Raw genomic sequence first — 19,050 nt, forward strand, 5'->3', positions numbered from 1 at the left:
GCGAAACAGTCCCCTACGACATCTCTTTTCTAGACTCTTATTAAGCAAGGCGCTCCGACCAATGGCGTCCTGGCCCCTGCTTGACATCGCGCAGGGCGAAACGTATGTTTCAAACGCCTGTTTGACCTGCCATGCTGGCGGTCACGATCCAAATCCAAGAGTGGCCGGTCGGTCACCTGAATCAAAGAGCCCACCGCTGAGGTTTACGCTATGCCTGATTACAAGGCCCCCTTGCGCGATATCCGTTTCGTACGTGACGAACTGCTCGGCTACGAAGCGCACTATCAGAGCCTTCCGGGTTGTGAAGACGCCACCCCGGACATGGTCAACGCCATTCTCGACGAAGGCGCCAAGTTCTGTGAGCAGGTCATCGCCCCGCTGAACCGCGTCGGTGACCTCGAAGGCTGTACCTGGAGCGAGTCCGGCGTGAAGACGCCGACCGGCTTCAAAGAGGCCTACCAGCAGTTCGTCGAAGGCGGCTGGCCGAGCCTGGCCCATGACGTCGAACACGGCGGTCAGGGCTTGCCGGAATCGCTGGGCATGGCCATCAGCGAGATGGTCGGTGAAGCCAACTGGTCCTGGGGTATGTACCCCGGCCTGTCCCACGGCGCGATGAACACCCTGCACGCGCACGGCACGCCCGAGCAGCAGGCAACCTATCTGACCAAGCTGGTATCCGGCGAGTGGACCGGCACCATGTGCCTGACCGAGCCGCATTGCGGTACCGACCTGGGCATGCTGCGCACCAAGGCCGAGCCTCAGGCCGACGGCAGCTACAAGGTCAGCGGCACCAAGATATTCATCTCCGCTGGCGAACACGACATGGCCGACAACATCGTCCATATCGTCCTGGCCCGCCTGCCCGATGCGCCGCAAGGCACCAAGGGCATCTCGCTGTTCATCGTGCCCAAGTTCTTGCCGAACGCCGAAGGCGGTGTCGGTGAGCGTAACGGCGTGTCCTGCGGCTCGTTGGAGCACAAGATGGGCATCCACGGCAACGCCACCTGCGTGATGAACTTCGACAGCGCTACCGGCTTCCTGATCGGCCCGCCGAACAAGGGCCTGAACTGCATGTTCACGTTCATGAACACTGCGCGTCTGGGCACCGCTCTGCAGGGCCTGGCCCATGCCGAGATCGGCTTCCAGGGTGGCATCAAGTACGCTCGCGAGCGTCTGCAGATGCGTTCGCTGACCGGCCCGAAAGCGCCCGAGAAGGCCGCTGACCCGATCATCGTGCATCCGGACGTGCGCCGCATGCTGCTGACCATGAAGGCCTTCGCTGAAGGCAACCGCGCGATGCTCTATTTCGCTGCCAAGCAGGTCGACATCACTCAGCGCAGCCAGGACGAAGAGCAACGCAAGGCCGCCGACGCCATGCTCGCGTTCCTCACCCCGATCGCCAAGGCGTTCATGACCGAAGTGGGCTTCGAAGCCGCCAACCACGGCGTGCAGATTTACGGTGGCCACGGTTTCATCGCCGAGTGGGGCATGGAGCAGAACGTGCGCGACAGCCGTATCTCCTGCCTGTACGAAGGCACCACTGGCATCCAGGCGCTCGACCTGCTGGGCCGCAAGGTGCTGATGACCCAGGGCGAAGCGCTGAAGGGCTTCACCAAGGTGGTGCACAAGTTCTGCCAGGCCAACGAAGGCAACGAGTCGATCAAGCAGTTCGTCGAGCCGCTGGCCAAGCTGAACAAGGAGTGGGGCGATCTGACCATGAAGGTCGGCATGGCTGCGATGAAGAACCGCGAGGAAGTCGGTGCCGCCTCGGTGGACTACCTGATGTACTGCGGTTACGCCTGCCTGGCCTACTTCTGGGCCGACATGGCGCGATTGGCGTCCGAGAAGATCGCAGCCGGCGAAGACAGCGATGGCTTCTACACCGCCAAGGTGCAGACCGCGCGCTTCTACTTCCAGCGCATCCTGCCGCGCACTCGCACCCACATCGAAACCATGCTGTCCGGCGCTGACAACCTGATGGATATGGACGAGGCTCACTTCGAGCTGGCGTACTAAGGTTGTGCTGAGCTGAGATCCGTTGCCTTGGCAATGGATTCGGACTGATGACGAACCCCGCTAATTGCGGGGTTTCGTTTTTATAAAGCAGTCGTTATGAAAGCTTGCCGTGGAGCGATCGGAGGCACCGATAGCCGCGTGACTCGCTACTGTCGTTACTTGAAATCACTGCTTCGCCAGTGGCCTGTTCATTCCGGGAAAAGGTACTCACGCTTGATCTGGGGTGATCGCCTGATCGAGTGATGGCACAATGCCCAGTTCTCGCGACCACCTGCCGGAGCCGTCGTGCCTCGCCTGAATGCAGCACGTCTTTTCAGCCATCTGTATGCACCGCTGGCCTTGCTATGTGGTTCGCTGATCGCTGCGCGGCAGACGAATCTCAACGAGTTCTTCACATCGCTGTTCAACGTCCTGCCGACTGTCCTGCTATTGCTCGGTGGCGCGTTCTGTATCGCCTATGCTCGGCTTCGCGAGAGCTTGCTGTTGCTGGTGCTCTATCTCGTCTATTTTTTGCTGGATACCCAGGTCGATCATTACCGGCTTACAGGTGAGTTGTTGCCGGAAGCCGCATTGACGTTTCATCTCTGCAGCCTACTGTCGCCCGCGCTTTACGGGCTCTACGCGCTGTGGCGGGAACGTGCTCATCTGCTTCAAGACGGCCTGGCGCGCCTCGCTGTGCTGTTTGCCGTGTCGGTATTAGCGCTGGCCTTGGCGCGGCGGTTCCCGGAGGCCACGCTCGACTGGCTGGTAGAGATTCGTTGGCCCGTCCTGCAGACGGACTGGTTGCCACTGATCCAGCTGGCCTATCCGATTTTTCTGGTGGCGCTGACTGGCTTGCTGGTGCAATACCTGCGGCGTCCGCGCCCGGTGCATGCGGCTCAGTTCGTCGCGCTGATCGGGTTGTTGCTGATGCTGCCGCAGGTGTTCAGTCGGCCGGGCACGCTCAATGTCATGAGCAGCCTGCTGATGTTGATGCTGGTCGTTGCGATCGCGCAGGAGGCCTACCAGATGGCGTTTCGTGATGAGCTGACCGGCCTTCCTGGGCGTCGGGCGCTTAACGAACGGCTACAGCGGCTAGGGCGCAATTACGTCATAGCCATGGCCGATGTGGATCGCTTCAAGGCGTTCAACGATACCCATGGCCATGATGTCGGCGACCAGGTGCTGCGATTGGTTGCGAGCCGGTTGCGCAAGGTGGGTGGCGGCGGGCGCGCCTATCGTTACGGCGGCGAAGAGTTCGCGCTGGTGTTTCCGGGCCGCGATCTGGAGCACTGTCTAGTGCATCTGGAGGCCGTCCGGCAGGCGGTCGAGGACTATCCGTTGCAGCTACGCGACACGTCGAATCGTCCAAAGGATACGGAGCGAGGGCGGCAGCGTCGTGGTGTCAATTCGGCGACGACGGTCTCGGTGACCGTCAGCATTGGCGTGGCCGAGCGGCTGATCACGCAGCGCAGTCCGGAGGACGTCATCAAAAGCGCTGATCAGGCGCTTTATAGCGCCAAGAGTGCAGGGCGCAACTGCATTCGCTCGCATGGCGAGAATCGGCGTGGTGCGGTGCGAACGGCAAGGCGTTCGGCCGCTGATAGCTAACGGCCGTGGCGACGCATTCACGCCACGTCGATGACGCCAGCATGAGAACCGATCAGTCACTTTAAGACGCTTCGGGCGCTGATTGGTCTTCAGTTAGACTCGCAAAACTCCTGCGGCCAACCGGCCCGGCGTCATGTTTTCTGCGAGGTCTCTCCCATGGCTGATTACAAAGCACCGTTGCGCGATATGCGATTCGTCCTGAATGAAGTCTTCGATGCCCCGAAGCTCTGGCAGACGTTGCCAGCGCTGGCTGAGGTCGTGGACGCGGAAACCGCCGATGCCATTCTGGAGGAGGCGGGAAAGATTACTGCCAACACCGTTGCCCCGCTCAACCGCAGCGGCGACGAAGAAGGTTGCCACTGGACCGATGGCGCAGTCACCACACCGGCCGGTTATCCGGAAGCCTATCGCCTGTATGCCGAGGGTGGTTGGGTCGGCGTCGGTGGCGACCCGGCCTACGGCGGTATGGGCATGCCCAAGGCGATTTCGGCTCAGGTCGAGGAAATGATGAACTCCGCCAGCCTTGCGTTCGGTCTCTATCCGATGCTGACCTCTGGCGCCTGCCTGTCGATCTACGCCCACGCCAGCGAAGAGTTGAAGCAGAAATATCTGCCAAACATGTACAGCGGTGTCTGGGCCGGCTCGATGTGCTTGACAGAGCCGCATGCCGGTACGGATCTAGGCATCATCCGCACCAAGGCCGAGCCGCAGGCTGATGGCAGCTACAAGGTCAGCGGTACCAAGATTTTCATCACCGGTGGCGAGCACGACCTGACCGAGAACATCATTCATCTGGTATTGGCCAAGCTGCCGGACGCGCCGGCCGGCTCGCGTGGTATCTCGCTGTTTCTCGTCCCCAAGGTCATGGTCAACAAAGATGGCGGTCTGGGTGAGCGTAACAGCCTGAGCTGCGGCTCGATTGAGCACAAGATGGGCATCCAGGCCTCAGCCACCTGCGTGATGAACTTCGACGGTGCGACCGGCTGGATGGTCGGTGAGCCGAACAAGGGCCTGGCGGCGATGTTCACCATGATGAATTACGAGCGCCTGGGCGTCGGCATCCAGGGTTTGGCGACCGGCGAACGTTCCTACCAGAGCGCCATCGAATACGCGCGCGAGCGTGTGCAGAGCCGCGCCCCGACCGGTCCTGTCGCGCAGGACAAAGTAGCCGATCCGATCATCGTGCACCCGGACGTTCGGCGCATGCTGCTGACCATGAAAGCGCTGAACGAGGGCGGCCGCGCATTCTCCAGCTACGTCGCGCTGCAACTGGATATCGCCAAGTTCAGCGAAGACACCGAGGCCCGGCAGCACGCCGAAGCGCAGGTGGCGCTGCTGACACCAGTAGCCAAAGCCTTCCTCACCGACATGGGGCTGGAAACCACCGTTCACGGCCAGCAGATCTTCGGTGGCCACGGCTTTATCCGCGAGTGGGGCCAGGAGCAGCTGGTGCGCGACTGTCGCATTACCCAGATCTACGAGGGCACCAACGGCATTCAGGCGCTGGATCTGCTGGGGCGCAAGGTTGTGGGCAGCGGCGGTGAGCTCTACAACGCTTTTGCAGAAGAGATTCGAAGCTACTGCTCTACCACGAGCGCCGAGTTGGACGAATTCGTCGCGCCGCTCAAGGCAGCGCTGGACAATCTCGATGAGCTCACTGCGTTCGTCCTCGATAGCGCCAAGCGCAACCCTAATGAAATAGGTGCCGCCTCGGTCGAATATCTGCATGTGTTCGGCTACACCGCGTACGCCTATATGTGGGCTCGCATGGCGGGTGCAGCATTAGGCAAGGAAGGTCTGGACGATTTCTATGCCAGCAAGCTTGGCACGGCACGTTTCTTCTTCGCGCGCCTGCTGCCCCGTATTCATTCGTTGAGCGCATCGGTCCGGGCGGGCAGCGACTCGCTCTATCTGCTCGACGCAGCACAGTTCTGAACGCTTAACCGGTAAAGGCACAATGAAATTAATTAGCCAGCTCTGGGAACAAGGCGCCACTACGCCAGTCATAGTTCCGCATCGTTTGTAGTCAATGGCTTACAGAATGACCTAGGGAAGGGTTTTCTGTAAGCCTTTGCTTACAAATCGCGGTGCAGATGGCTACTACAGGTTTATTCGGCTGAACGGTAGTCTTTTGCGCTATGGACGCCGCGTAGGGAAGCGCCCAGAAAAATACGGAAGCGTAGCGGAACGACGCCAGGAAGGCGCAAGTCACGGATGTCAGGATTCAGTCTGCAAAGGCCCCGCTTCGGCGGGGTTTCTTTTTTTTGGCGAAGCCTTTCGCAAAGATTGGCAAGGAGTATCGCCCGAGCACCGCTGCGTGACGCTCAGGCATTAATGCTTGAAATCTCAAAGTGGCATGCAGACGCCGGTGCTACCCAGCCCACAGTAACCGCCCGGATTCTTCGCGAGATATTGCTGGTGATAAGCCTCGGCGTAATAGAACGCGGGGGCTTCAGCAATCTCCGTGGTGATGCCGCCAAGCCCATGCCTGGTCAGCTCTGCCTGGAAACGCTCCTCGCTGGCACGCGCTTCGTTCAGTTGGGCTCCGTCGAAGCAGTAGATCGCCGAGCGATACTGAGTACCGATGTCGTTGCCCTGCCGCATGCCTTGGGTCGGGTTGTGCGCCTCCCAGAATAGCTTGAGCAGTTCGCGGTAACTGATTTGCTGCGGGTTGAAAACGACCAGCACGGCCTCGGTGTGCCCGGTGAGACCGGAGCAAACTTCCTCGTACGTAGGGTTTGGAGTCTGACCTCCTGAATAACCCACCGCGGTGCTCCAGACGCCCGGTTGCTCCCAGAACCCCCGCTCCGCCCCCCAGAAGCAGCCCATGGCGAACAATGCCTGCTGCAAGTGAGCCGGGAAGGGTGGCTGTAGCGGGTTGCCGTTGACGAAGTGCGCCTCGGGCACCGGAACCGCGGTGGCGCGTCCGGGTAGCGCCTGTTCGGCATCGGGTAGCGCCTGTTTGTGAACGAGAATTTGTGAGCGCAGAGTCATGATGATCCTCGAGCCTGGAGTAGGGAACTGCTGGGAGCCTAGGCTATCAAGCGGACAATACCAAAACGCTGCCACCAGTCTGCGCGCTGACGAAAGGCTCAGAGCCAGTGCGGATAACGGCTGAGCGAGCCGACGAGCTGGGTACCGGGAATGGGTTTGTCGAACAGGTAGCCTTGGCCGATATCGCAACGCTGGTGACGCAGAAACGCCAGTTGCTCGGTGGTCTCGATGCCTTCGGCGACGACTTTCAGGTTGAGATTGCGGGCCATGGCGATCACGGCCGAGGTGATTTCGATATCGTCCTGGTTGCCCGGAATGTCCTTGATGAAACTTCGATCGATCTTGATGACGTCGATGGGGAATTTTTTCAGGTAGCTCAACGATGAGTAGCCGGTGCCGAAGTCATCCATCGCCAGCGTGACGCCAAGTGCTTTCAGCCCGATCAGCTGCTGGCGTGTCTCTTCGGTGGCTTCGAGCAGCAGACTTTCGGTCAGCTCAAGCTCCAGGCAGCCCGGGGGCAATTGCTCTTCGGAAAGAATGGCGGCAATCGAATCGACCAGATCGGGGTCGGAAAACTGTTTCGGTGAAAGGTTTATCGCCATCTGCGGCGCGCCGATGCCCAGCGCTGCGAGTTTTATCCCCATCCGGCACGCTTCGCGTGCGACCCACTTGCCAATCGGGATGATCAGTCCGGTTTCTTCGGCAACACTGATGAACTGATCCGGGCGGATCATGCCCTTTTCCGGGTGATTCCAGCGCAGCAGGGCTTCCAGCCCCTGCAGTCGCCCGGTCCGCAGGCAGAGCTTGGGTTGATAGAAAACCTCAAGCTCGTTCTGCGCCAACGCGCGGCGCAAATTGTTTTCCACGAACAGCTTGTAGTTGGCCTCGGCATGCAGGGCTTCGGTGAATACCTGCACCTGATTCTTACCGTTGGCCTTGGCTTTGTGCAGGGCCTGGCCGGCGTGTTTCATCAAGGTTTCCGGATCGTGGCCGTGCAGCGGGGCACAGGCCAGACCCAGGGAGCCGCTGACACTGATCAGCTGCTTGTCGACGAACAGTGGCTTTTCCAGAATACGCAGCACCTGATTGGCCAGGTGCTGGCCTTCTTCGAGGTCCATGCCGTCGAGCAGGAGGGCGAATTCGTTACTGGCGAAGCGTGCCAGCACGCTATCGCGGCTCAGGCTATTACGCAGGCGTCGCGCGAGGCTGGCCAGCAGCTTATCGCCGGTCTGGTGGCCAAGGCTGTCATTGATGCGCTTGAAGTTGTCGATGTCCACCAGCAACAGACACAGCTGCGGCGTCTTGTCGTTGGCGAAGCGTTCTTCGATGCTGCGGATGAAGAACGGACGATTGCCGAGGCTGGTCAGGTTGTCGGTATAGGCCAGGCGTTCGATGTGTTGCTGCGCCAACTTACTATGAGTGATGTCTTCATAAATGCCGATGTAGTGGGTCAGCTCGCCGTTTTCGCCATACACCTTGGAGATCGAGAGCTGGCCCCAGTACGGCTCGAGATCTTTGCGCCGGCTACGAAACTCGCCTTGCCAGCTGTTGCTTTTCGCCAGATTGGATGAGGTGTCGAAAAGCAGTTCGCCGAGATTTTCCAGCGCAGTCAATTCCGTGAGGCGACGTCCGCGGACCTCCTCGGCGGCGAATTGGGTGATGGCGGTGAAACTCGGATTGACGTAATCGACCACACCATTCTTGTCGACCAGGATGAAGGCGCTTGCGCTCTGTTCTACCGCCCGTTTGAACAGATGCAATGTATGGGTGGCGCTGAGCCTTTGCTGGTTGGCCAGCACCTGCGCGTACTGATCGGCCAGTTCGCCGACGAAAGCCACCTCATCGGCATGCCAGTTGCGCGCATTGCCCGAATGCTCCAGACAGAGCACGCCAATGACCTCACCGCCGACCCGAATGGTCGCATCCAATATGGAAATGATACTTCGTGGCCTGAAAAGGCTTTCGGTGAGTTCCCGGGTGCGGGGGTCTTCGTTGACGTTGGCTACGTCGAGGGCTCGACCGCTATGCAGTGCCTCCAGGTAGCGAGGGCAGGCAGCGATATCCAGCCTGGGTGGATGCTCGTAGCTGTCGTTGTCACGCCGATATATGGCAACGGCCTCGAGCTGGTCGCCGTTCAGGTGCCAGATCGCCGCCCGGGCGATCCCGTAGGCTTCGCTGGCGGCCTGGGTGATCAGCTGTGCCGCTTCGAGCTGGGGGTTGGCCGAGCTGTAGCGGTGCCGTGCCAAGCGCACGATCAAGCTCTGTTGCGCGCGTGAGCGAATCAAATGCTCGAGGTGCACGTCGGAGGTTTTCTGATAAAGGTCCGCCGAGAGCTTGAGCATGGAGTCTTGCAGCTGCGGAGTCGCTTCAGCTGAACGGGGTTCGACGATCAGGTAGCCGCGTAGCAATTCCCGGCCATACTGTTGGCACGGTTCGCCGATTTCCAGCAGTTCCAGCGAGCCGATCGCCGCATGCACGCAATAACGTATGGAGTAGTGACCTTGGGCGCTTAGCTGTGCCTGAACGACGTCATGCATGTGCAGGCGCGCCGCTGGTTCCATCAGGCTGGCGTACGGTGAGTCGATTAGCGAGCACAACTCGTGCGCCGGTTGGCCCAGGTGACGTTCGCAAGCGGGATCCAGATAGAGCAACGCCCAGCTGGACTCGTTCAAACGCTCGAAACGCAGCATCCCGAGCCTGGAAGGCACTGGCAACTGCGTCACAACCTCGGTCGCCAAACGGCTGGCGGCATCGGTATGTATTTTCATCGAGCGGTTTGCTTCCAGTATGCTGCGGGAGCCGCTTCGCTAGCCGTTGTTGACGGCCTTTTGCGGTAGGGCGATGGCTAAATAATATTAAATTACGGCAAGGGTGCATCATGCGACAGGGACTGACAAGTCGGCTTTCGAAGTTACTGCTGATCTCACTTTTTCTGACTACCTGCGTATCGCTGCAAGCTGATGAATCACCCGCCTTGAGCTCGGATGAATCGGCCAATTACCTGGCCGGGCTGAAGGCGCTCTATCTTACCTCGGATGAGCGAAAAGCCCTGCTTGCGCATAGCAATGCCTTGCTGGAAACCCACGGGCTAAAGGCCGCGTATCAGGTCGGGCAGGCAAATCCACATGATCTGGCCTATCGCCTGAGCGTGGGCGCGCCGGGTGAATTGCGCATCCGCGAAGAGCGGCGAGATGCGTCCGGCAACATTGCCGTGCGCAACAGCAGCTTTTCGGTGTTCGGAATGGACCCCTATTTACGCTATCAATGCCCGCCACAGGGGATCGTTTGCGTCTTTACCAGCCCGGCCGATGGTGACCCCTGGTTGACCATACTGCGTGATCCCGCCGGGGCTGAAGAGCTGGCAAAAGCCTTATCGTTCCTGTTCCGCAATCTGCAGAAAGGATAGGGGCCGTCAAAGCCGCAGTAGAAACAAAAAGCCCCAAGCTTTCGGGGCTTGAGGCTTCGGCGCTGAGCTTGAAGGAACGGCCCCACCGGATGGCAGGGCTGTTCCGACTCAAACGATCACAACAGCATCGTGCGGATGTCCGCCAGCAGCTCGGACAGGCGCTTGGTGAAGCGCGCCGCCGCGGCACCGTTGATCACGCGGTGATCATAGGACAGCGACAGCGGCAGCATTAGCCGCGGCTGGAACGCACTGCCGTCCCATACTGGCTGCATGGTCGCCTTGCTGACCCCAAGGATCGCCACTTCCGGCGCATTGACGATCGGCGTGAAGCCGGTACCGCCAATGTGACCGAGACTGGAAATGGTGAAGCAGGCGCCTTGCATGGCGTCCGGCGGCAGCTTCTTGTTGCGCGCCTTTTCGGCCAGCTCCGCCGCTTCGCCTGCCAGCTGCAGCAGGCTCTTTTGATCGACGTTGCGGATCACCGGGACCATCAAGCCGTCCGGCGTATCGACGGCGAAGCCGACATGCACGTACTTCTTGCGGATCACGGCCTTGCCGCTGGGGGCTAGCGAGGCATTGAATTCCGGCAGTTCCTTGAGCAGATGCGCGCAGGCCTTGAGCAGCAACGGCAGCACGGTCAGCTTGACGCCGGCCTTTTCTGCGATCGCCTTCTGCGCGACGCGGAAGGCCTCCAGCTCGGTGATATCGGCCGACTCGAACTGAGTCACGTGCGGCACGTTGAGCCAACTGCGGTGCAGGTTGGCGGCGCCGACCTGCATCAGGCGGGTCATGGCCACTTCCTCGATTTCACCGAAGCGGCTGAAATCGATGGTCGGGATCGGCGGGATGCCCGCGCCGCCCGTAGTGCCTTCTGCCGGTGCCTGCTTGGCCTTGCTCATCATGTTCTTGACGTAGGCCTGGACGTCTTCCTTGAGAATCCGTCCCTTCGGCCCGGTGCCCTGAACATCGGCCAACTCGACACCGAATTCGCGCGCGGTCATGCGCACCGCAGGACCGGCGTGCACCTTGGTGCCTGCCTTGCTTGGCCCGCTTACCACGGGTGGCGCCAATGCGGCCGCCTTGGCTTCCGGCACACCCTGCTTGTTCGGCGCGACAGCCTGCTGTTGCGGTGCCGCTTCCTCGCGTTTGGCCTCGGGTTTCTTCGCCGGCGCGGCGCCTTTCACTTTCAGTGTCAGGATCAGATCCCCGGTCTTGGCTTCGTCGCCGACCTTGATCGACAGCGACTCCACGATACCGGCCTTGGGCGCCGGGATTTCCATGCTGGCCTTGTCAGACTCGAGCGTGATCAGCGATTGATCCGCTTCGACGCTGTCACCGGCTTTCACCATGACTTCGATGACGTTGGCGGCGCCGCTGGAACCGATGTCCGGGATGCGGACTTCTTCCACGGATTCGCCAGCGAGTTCTTCGGCGGCCTGTTCGGTAGGCTGCGCCTTGGGCTCGCTCTGCTTGCTGCTTGCCGCTGCAGCGTCGGCAGCCGCCAGCTTGCTTGGCGCTGCGCCCTTGAGGATCAGGATCAGATCGCCAGTGCCGACTTCGTCGCCCACCTTGACCGAAATGCTCTCGACAACGCCTGCTGCCGGAGACGGAATCTCCATGCTGGCCTTGTCGGATTCGAGCGTGATCAGCGCTTGCTCGGCCTCGATGGTATCGCCGGGCTTGACCGAGATTTCGATCACGCTGGCTTTGCCCGAGGAGCCGATGTCCGGCACCTTGATTTCCTGGGATTCGCCTTCGCCTTCGCCGGCCGGGGCTGAAGCATTTACGTCACCCGGCGGTGTCGGTGCTTCAGTCTCGTCGGCCGGGCCACCACTGGCGGCGCCGGCAGGCTCTGCGGCCTTTTCAGTCGGAGCTGCAGCTTCTTCGCTTTCCAGCTCCAGCAGCTCGTCGCCTTCCTTCAGCCGATCACCCATCTTGACCTTCAGGCTCTTCACCACGCCTGCCTTGGGCGCGGGAATTTCCATGCTGGCCTTGTCGGATTCGAGCGTCAGGATGCTCTGGTCGGCTTCGATACGGTCGCCGACCTTGACGAACAACTCGATTACTTCACCCTCACCGCTGCCGATGTCGGGTACGCGTATGGTTTCACTCACAATAGGTTCTCCTGTGCGCACGCAGCATCAGCAATCCAGCGGATTGCGCTTATCGGGGTCGATACCGAACTCGATGATGGCCTCGGCCACGACCTTGCGTTCGATGGCGCCGCGATCAGCGAGTGCCTTGAGTGCGGCGAGAGCAACCCAGCGGCGATCCACTTCAAAGAAGTCGCGCAGCTTGGCGCGCGAATCGCTGCGACCGAAGCCGTCGGTGCCCAGCACCTCGTACTCGCGCGATGGCACCCACTGACGGATCTGGTCGGCGAACAGCTTCATGTAGTCGGTGGAGGCGATCACCGGACCTTCGCGACCTTCCAAACACTGCTCGACGTAGCTCTTGCGCGGTTCCTCGGTCGGATGCAGGCGATTCCAGCGGTCGACTGCCAGGCCTTCGCGGCGCAGTTCGTTGAAGCTGGTGACGCTCCAGACATCGGCGCCCACGCCCATCTTCGCCAGCATGTCCACCGCGGCGCGTACTTCGCGCAGGATGGTGCCGCAGCCCAGCAGCTGCACGCGATGCTTGAAGTCGCCCTTGGCTTCCTCGAGCAGGTACATGCCTTTGATGATGCCGTCCTCTACACCCTGCGGCATAGCCGGCTGCTGGTAGTTCTCGTTCATCACAGTGATGTAGTAGTAGACGCTTTCCTGCATCTCCATCATCTGATGCATGCCGTGATGCATGATCACTGCCAGCTCGTAGCCGTAGGTGGGGTCGTAGCTGCGGCAGTTGGGGATGGTGCTGGCGAGGATGTGGCTGTGGCCGTCCTCGTGCTGCAGGCCTTCGCCGTTGAGCGTGGTACGCCCGGAAGTGCCGCCCAGCAGGAAGCCGCGGGTCTGAGCATCACCGGCCGCCCAGGCCAAGTCGCCGATACGCTGGAAGCCGAACATCGAATAGAAGATGTACACCGGCAGCATCGGCTGGTTGTAGTTGCTGTAGGCGGTACCGGCAGCCATGAACGAGGAGAACGCGCCGGCTTCGTTGAGGCCTTCCTGCAGGATCTGGCCGTCACGCTCTTCGCGGTAGTACATCACCTGGTCGCGGTCGACCGGCTCGTACAGCTGCCCGACCGGGGAGTAGATGCCGAGCTGGCGGAACATGCCTTCCATGCCGAAGGTACGCGCTTCGTCGGCAAGGATCGGCACGATGCGCTTGCCCAGATCCTTGTCCTTGACCAGCTGCGAAAGGATTCGACCGAACGCCATGGTGGTGGAGATTTCGCGTTCACCGGAGCCGTCGAGTACGGCCTTGAGTGTTTCCAGCGGAGGCGTCGGAATGCTGAAGCTCTTCGGCCGGCGCTGCGGCAGATGACCACCGAGCTTTTCGCGGCACTTGCGCAGATAGCGCATTTCCGCGCTGTCTTCGGCCGGACGGTAGAACGGCAGCTCTTCGAGTTGCGAGTCGTTGACTGGAATGTCGAAGCGGTCGCGGAACATCTTCAGGCTGTCGATATCGACTTTCTTGGTGTTGTGGGCGATGTTCTTCGCCTCACCGGCACCGGTGCCGTAACCCTTGATGGTCTTGGCCAGGATGACCGTCGGCTGGCCCTTGTGGTTGACCGCCTGGTGGTAGGCCGCATAGACCTTGTAGGGGTCGTGGCCACCGCGGTTGAGCTTCCAGACTTCCTCGTCGGACATCTTCTCGACGCGCTTGAGCAGCTCCGGATCGGCACCGAAGAAGTGCTTGCGCACGTAGGCGCCGTCCTTTGCCTTGTAGTTCTGGTACTCGCCGTCGATCGCCTCGTCCATGCGGCGCTGCATGCGACCGTCTTCGTCGGCGGCGAACAGCGGATCCCACAGGCGGCCCCAGACCACCTTGTTGACGTTCCAGTTGGCGCCTTTGAACACGCCTTCCAGTTCCTGGATGATCTTGCCGTTGCCGCGCACCGGACCGTCCAGGCGCTGCAGGTTGCAGTTGATGACGAACACCAGGTTGTCGAGGTTCTCGCGACCGGCCAGGGAAATCGCGCCGAGGGTTTCCGGCTCGTCGCACTCACCGTCGCCGATGAAGCACCAGACGCGCTGCTTGCCGGCGGGAATGAAGCCGCGGTTTTCCAGGTACTTCATGAAGCGCGCCTGGTAGATCGCGGTGATCGGACCCAGGCCCATGGAAACGGTGGGGAACTGCCAGAAGTCCGGCATCAGGTGCGGGTGCGGGTAGCTCGAGAGCCCGTGGCCATCGACTTCCTGGCGGAAGTTCAGCATCTGATCTTCGGTCAGGCGGCCTTCGAGGAAGGCGCGGGCGTAGATGCCGGGAGAGGCATGGCCCTGGTAGTAGATCAGGTCGCCGCCGTGTTCTTCGGTCGGGGCCTGGAAGAAATAGTTGAAGCCGATGTCGTACAGGGTCGCGCTGGAGGCGAAGGTGGAGATGTGTCCACCCAGGTCGGGGTCCTTAAGGTTCGCGCGCATCACCATCGCCAGGGCGTTCCAGCGGACCAGGGAGCGAATGCGACGCTCCATGAACAGGTCGCCGGGCATCTTCGCTTCGCGGGTGACGGGGATGGTGTTGCGGTAGGGCGTGGTGATGCCGTAGGGCAGGGGTGTGCCGCTACGGGTGGCCAGTTCACCCATCCGGGTCATCAGGTAGTGGGCGCGGTCTTCACCTTCGCGATCGAGTACTGACTCGAGGGCGTCCAGCCATTCCTGGGTTTCGACGGGATCGAGATCTTGCATGGCTTGCTCCAGGGCGGAAAGGCTTCCAGAATCGGTTGCCTGCTTCGCTGCCGGCTTCGTGAGCCGGTGCGTTTATGTTCTTGGATGTTTGCCGGGGGTAGAGCCGGGCTCTGTAGTTTTACTACAAAACTGCGACTGTTTCAGCCCCCTATGACATTCTTTCGTAGTAAAACTACAACCGCGACGACTCGGTTTGACGGGCTGACTCGCGCTAAAAGGCTCTAGCCTGGCGCTTTCGCTGTCCTGCTGCCGACCGCGGCGTAAAGGAACCTTACATGAGTCTGCCACCGCTGGTTGCATTGCCGACGCCGCTACTGCCATTGGTCAACCGTGCCGAGGAGACGTTCCTCTCGGCGTTACGCGGCTCGTCGGAGCAGGCTGGCGAGCGCTTCGGCAAATGGCCGACGGAACGCCGCGAGGCATTCGGCAGAGTCTGTGCAGCCAGTGACTTCGTCACCGAGCAGGTTAGCCGAGATCACGAAATGCTGCTGGGGCTGGCCGAGTCGGGGCTACTGGAGCGCTCGCTGCGAGCCGGTGAAATGCGCGCGATGCTCGCCGAGGCGCTCGCTGGCTGCGAAGGCGAGGATAGCCTGGCGAGGCTGTTGCGGCGTTTTCGCAATCGTCAACAGGTACGAATCATCTGGCGTGACGTGACCCGTCAGGCGGATCTGGCTGAAACCTGTGGCGATCTGTCCGACATGGCCGACGCCTGCATCGACCTGGCTTACCAATGGTTGTATGCGCGTCACAGCGAGCAGTTCGGGGTGCCGACCGGACGGCGCAGCGGACGGGCGCAGCAGATGGTCGTCCTTGGAATGGGCAAGCTGGGTGCGCACGAACTCAACCTTTCTTCCGATATCGATCTGATCTTCGGCTATCCCGAGGGTGGAGAAACCGTGGGCGCCAAGCGTTCGCTGGATAATCACGAGTTTTTTCTCCGCCTCGGCCAGCGTCTGATCAAAGCGCTGGATGCGCCGACCGTCGATGGCTTCGTCTTTCGGGTGGACATGCGCTTGCGGCCGTACGGCTCGTCCGGCGCGCTGGTGCTGAACTTCAATGCGCTCGAACAGTACTACCAGGACCAGGGCCGCGACTGGGAACGTTACGCCATGATCAAGGCGCGGGTCGTCGCGGGTGATCAGGTGGCGGGCAAGGAGCTGCTCGACATGCTGCGCCCGTTCGTTTATCGGCGTTACCTGGACTTCTCCGCCATCGACGCGTTGCGCAGCATGAAGCAGCTGATCCAACAGGAAGTGCGTCGCAAGGGCGTGGCGGCGAACATCAAGCTGGGTGCTGGCGGTATTCGCGAAGTGGAGTTCGTCGCCCAGGCGTACCAGCTGATACATGGCGGACGTGATCTGAGCCTGCAGCAGCGCCCGTTACTGAAGGTGCTGGCAACCCTGGCCGGACAGGGCTATCTGCCACCTGCGGCTGTCGAGGAATTGCGCGAGGGGTATGAATTTCTGCGTTACACCGAGCATGCGCTGCAGGCCATCGACGATCGCCAGACGCAGATGCTTCCGGACAGCCAGACCGACCGCAGCCGGGTGGCGTTCATGCTCGGCTTCGACAGCTGGGAAGCCTTCCATGAGCGTCTGCTGCACTGGCGTGACCGGATCGACTGGCATTTCCGCCAGGTGATCGCTGATCCAGATGAGGATGAAAACGCTGAAGGCGAGGCCTTGGTCGGCGGCGAGTGGCTACCTTTGTGGGAGCAGGACTGGGATGAGGAATTCGCTTGCCGTCAGCTGACCGAAGCCGGATTTCGCGACGGTCAGGTTGCCTGTCAGCGCCTCGCCGCGCTGCGTAGCGCACAACAGGTGCGAACCATGCAGCGCCTTGGTCGTGAACGTTTGGATGCATTCATTCCACGGCTGCTGGCGCAGGTGGTCGAGCAGGACGATCCGGACCTGGTGCTGGAGCGAGTGCTGCCGTTGGTCGAGGCGGTCGCGCGGCGCTCGGCCTATCTCGTACTGCTGACAGAAAACCCCGGTGCGTTGGAACGATTGCTGACGCTTTGCGCGGGCAGCCCCTGGATCGCCGAGCAGATCGCGCGTTTTCCGTTGCTGCTCGATGAGTTGCTCAATGCCGGGCGATTGTTTCGCCCGCCGCAGGCCCCGGAGCTGGCCGCCGAGCTGCATGAGCGCCTGGCGCGCATTCCAGAAGACGACCTGGAGCAGCAGATGGAGGCGCTGCGGCATTTCAAACTGGCGCACCGGCTGCGCGTTGCGGCTTCTGAGATTGCTGGCACCTTGCCCTTGATGAAGGTCAGCGACTATCTGACCTGGCTCGCCGAAGCGACCCTCGAACAAGTGCTGGCCCTGGCCTGGCGGCACACGGTGGCGCGTCACGGCCAGCCGCGGCGGGTTGACGGCACGTCCTGCGATCCCTCGTTCGTCATCATCGGTTACGGCAAGGTTGGCGGCATCGAGCTCGGCCATAGCTCCGATCTGGATCTGGTGTTCATCCACGACGGCGATCCCAATGCCGAAACCGACGGTGCCAAGCCCATCGATGGCGCGCAATTCTTCACCCGTCTCGGCCAGCGCATCATCCATCTGCTGACCACCCAGACCACCTCCGGTCAGCTCTATGAAGTCGACATGCGGCTGCGGCCATCCGGCGCTGCCGGATTGTTGGTGAGTTCGCTGGGTGCCTTCGAGCGCTATCAGACCCAGGAAGCCTGGACCTGGGAGCACCAAGCATTGGTTCGCGCGCGGGTGCTGGTTGGCTGCTCCCAGCTGGCTGAAGATTTCGAGCGGGTGCGTGCGGCCGTACTGGCCCGGCCGCGCGATCTCGAACAACTGCGCCGTGAGGTCAGCGAGATGCGCAGCAAGATGCGCGACAACCTCGGCACGCGCACGACGCAGGCCGGCATGGCTGACAAGGCCTTCGAGGAAGAGGGCGCGTTCGATCTCAAGCACGACGCCGGTGGTATCGTGGATATCGAATTTATGGTGCAATACGCGGCTTTGGCGTGGTCGCACCAGCATCCGCAACTGCTGCGCTATACCGATAACATCCGCATTCTCGACGGGTTGGAGCAGGCCGGGTTGATGACCGGCGATGAGGTTCGGTTGCTGCAGGACGCCTACAAGGCCTACCGCGCGGTGGCTCACCGGCAATCACTGCAGAAGCTTCCCGGTGTGGTGAGTGGGGACCAATTTCATGACGAGCGTCGCGCGGTGATGCGCTTTTGGCGCGAGCTGGGGCTCAGCTGAACTCGTCTGCAAACAGAGCATTTATCGAATTCCGAGGTGGCAACAATGTCGATGGCCGATCGTGATGGCGTGATCTGGTATGACGGTGAGCTGGTGCAGTGGCGCGATGCGACCACCCATGTGCTGACTCACACCCTGCATTACGGCATGGGCGTTTTCGAAGGCGTGCGCGCCTACGATACTCCGGCCGGCACCGCGATCTTCCGCCTGCAGGCCCACACCGACCGCCTGTTCGATTCGGCGCACATCATGAACATGAAGATGCCGTATTCGAAGGAAGAGATTAACGAGGCGACCCGCGCCGCGGTTCGCGAGAACAATCTGGAAAGCGCCTACATCCGTCCGATGGTGTTCTACGGAAGCGAAGGCATGGGCCTGCGCGCCAGCGGCCTGAAGGTGCACGTGATCGTCGCCGCCTGGCATTGGGGCGCCTACATGGGTGATGAGGCGCTGGAAAAGGGCATCAAGGTGCGCACCAGTTCCTTCACCCGTCATCACGTCAACATCAGCATGACCCGCGCCAAGTCCAACGGCGCCTACATCAACTCCATGCTGGCCCTGCAGGAAGCCATCTCCGGCGGCGCCGACGAGGCGCTGATGCTCGATCCGGAAGGCTACGTCGCCGAAGGTTCGGGGGAGAACATCTTCATCATCAAGGACGGCGTGATCTACACCCCCGAAGTCACCGCCTGCCTCAACGGCATCACCCGTGGCACCGTGCTGACCCTGGCTGACGAGCTGGGCATCAAGGTGGTGGAAAAGCGCATCACGCGCGACGAGGTCTATATCGCCGACGAAGCCTTCTTCACCGGCACCGCCGCCGAGGTCACGCCGATCCGCGAAGTCGATGGCCGCAACATCGGCATCGGCCGCCGTGGCCCGGTCACCGAGCGCATCCAGAAGGCGTACTTCGATCTGGTGTCCGGCAAGACCGATGCGCATGCCGAATGGCGGACATTGGTCAAGTAAGCCGCAAGCTGGAAGCCAGCAGCTGGAAGTGAAGATCACTCCCGCGCTCGCTTCCAGCTTCAAGCTT

10 protein-coding genes are annotated in these 19,050 nt (G+C 61.2%); 6 read left to right on the forward strand and 4 right to left on the reverse strand.

Annotated elements, in window-relative coordinates; genetic code table 11:
• Window positions 1–210: 210 nt before the first annotated feature.
• The 3 genes from NA645_RS03055 to NA645_RS03065 all read left to right on the forward strand — a co-directional run bounded on the left by NA645_RS03055 (window position 211) and on the right by NA645_RS03065 (window position 5,541).
• Window positions 211–2,016 carry a phenylacyl-CoA dehydrogenase gene (locus NA645_RS03055; protein ID WP_256047460.1) on the forward strand — a complete coding sequence of 602 codons (1,806 nt, stop codon included), beginning with the start codon at window positions 211–213 and terminating at the stop codon, window positions 2,014–2,016.
• A gap of 285 nt (window positions 2,017–2,301) precedes the next feature.
• Window positions 2,302–3,606, forward strand: coding sequence for a GGDEF domain-containing protein (locus NA645_RS03060; RefSeq protein ID WP_256047461.1), 1,305 nt, complete (start codon window positions 2,302–2,304; stop codon window positions 3,604–3,606).
• Window positions 3,607–3,762: 156 nt separating this feature from the next.
• Entirely contained in the window at window positions 3,763–5,541 is a 1,779-nt protein-coding gene (locus NA645_RS03065) for an acyl-CoA dehydrogenase C-terminal domain-containing protein (RefSeq protein WP_256047462.1), read from the forward strand.
• Between the two features lie 411 nt (window positions 5,542–5,952).
• Here NA645_RS03065 and msrA read toward each other — a convergent pair whose 3' ends face one another.
• The gene (msrA, locus tag NA645_RS03070) at window positions 5,953–6,600 is read right to left on the reverse strand and encodes a peptide-methionine (S)-S-oxide reductase MsrA (RefSeq protein ID WP_256047463.1); all 648 of its coding nucleotides are present in this window, start codon (window positions 6,598–6,600) and stop codon (window positions 5,953–5,955) included.
• A gap of 98 nt (window positions 6,601–6,698) precedes the next feature.
• Window positions 6,699–9,368 carry a putative bifunctional diguanylate cyclase/phosphodiesterase gene (locus tag NA645_RS03075; RefSeq protein WP_256047464.1) on the reverse strand — a complete coding sequence of 890 codons (2,670 nt, stop codon included), beginning with the start codon at window positions 9,366–9,368 and terminating at the stop codon, window positions 6,699–6,701.
• Between the two features lie 110 nt (window positions 9,369–9,478).
• Between NA645_RS03075 and NA645_RS03080 the strand changes: the two genes are divergently transcribed.
• Window positions 9,479–10,006 (forward strand): hypothetical protein, encoded by a 528-nt coding sequence (locus NA645_RS03080; RefSeq protein WP_256047465.1) that lies wholly within the window; start codon window positions 9,479–9,481, stop codon window positions 10,004–10,006.
• A 116-nt stretch (window positions 10,007–10,122) separates the two neighbouring features.
• Here NA645_RS03080 and aceF read toward each other — a convergent pair whose 3' ends face one another.
• Window positions 10,123–12,120, reverse strand: a complete 1,998-nt coding sequence (aceF, locus tag NA645_RS03085) for a dihydrolipoyllysine-residue acetyltransferase (RefSeq protein WP_256047466.1) — start codon at window positions 12,118–12,120, stop codon at window positions 10,123–10,125.
• 27 nt (window positions 12,121–12,147) lie between these two features.
• The gene (gene aceE, locus NA645_RS03090; RefSeq protein ID WP_256047467.1) at window positions 12,148–14,793 is read right to left on the reverse strand and encodes a pyruvate dehydrogenase (acetyl-transferring), homodimeric type; all 2,646 of its coding nucleotides are present in this window, start codon (window positions 14,791–14,793) and stop codon (window positions 12,148–12,150) included.
• 275 nt (window positions 14,794–15,068) lie between these two features.
• On the opposite strand from aceE, the gene glnE reads away from it, so the two are divergent.
• Window positions 15,069–18,014, forward strand: coding sequence for a bifunctional [glutamate--ammonia ligase]-adenylyl-L-tyrosine phosphorylase/[glutamate--ammonia-ligase] adenylyltransferase (glnE, locus tag NA645_RS03095; RefSeq protein ID WP_256047468.1), 2,946 nt, complete (start codon window positions 15,069–15,071; stop codon window positions 18,012–18,014).
• A 45-nt stretch (window positions 18,015–18,059) separates the two neighbouring features.
• On the forward strand, window positions 18,060–18,983 hold the full coding sequence (ilvE, locus tag NA645_RS03100) for a branched-chain-amino-acid transaminase (RefSeq protein WP_256047469.1): 924 nt from the start codon (window positions 18,060–18,062) through the stop codon (window positions 18,981–18,983).
• The last annotated feature ends 67 nt before the right edge of the window (window positions 18,984–19,050 follow it).

This window comes from Stutzerimonas stutzeri (assembly GCF_024448955.1).
GTDB classification, from domain to species: Bacteria; Pseudomonadota; Gammaproteobacteria; order Pseudomonadales; family Pseudomonadaceae; genus Stutzerimonas; species Stutzerimonas stutzeri_AQ.

What these genes read in the sequence shown, in the direction of transcription:
- NA645_RS03075 (WP_256047464.1), bottom strand. Translation starts at nt 9,368, where the DNA reads ATGAAAATACATACCGATGCCGCCAGCCGTTTGGCGACCGAGGTTGTG.
- ilvE (WP_256047469.1), top strand. Translation starts at nt 18,060, where the DNA reads ATGTCGATGGCCGATCGTGATGGCGTGATCTGGTATGACGGTGAGCTG.
- aceE (WP_256047467.1), bottom strand. Translation starts at nt 14,793, where the DNA reads ATGCAAGATCTCGATCCCGTCGAAACCCAGGAATGGCTGGACGCCCTC.
- NA645_RS03065 (WP_256047462.1), top strand. Translation starts at nt 3,763, where the DNA reads ATGGCTGATTACAAAGCACCGTTGCGCGATATGCGATTCGTCCTGAAT.
- glnE (WP_256047468.1), top strand. Translation starts at nt 15,069, where the DNA reads ATGAGTCTGCCACCGCTGGTTGCATTGCCGACGCCGCTACTGCCATTG.
- msrA (WP_256047463.1), bottom strand. Translation starts at nt 6,600, where the DNA reads ATGACTCTGCGCTCACAAATTCTCGTTCACAAACAGGCGCTACCCGAT.
- NA645_RS03055 (WP_256047460.1), top strand. Translation starts at nt 211, where the DNA reads ATGCCTGATTACAAGGCCCCCTTGCGCGATATCCGTTTCGTACGTGAC.
- NA645_RS03080 (WP_256047465.1), top strand. Translation starts at nt 9,479, where the DNA reads ATGCGACAGGGACTGACAAGTCGGCTTTCGAAGTTACTGCTGATCTCA.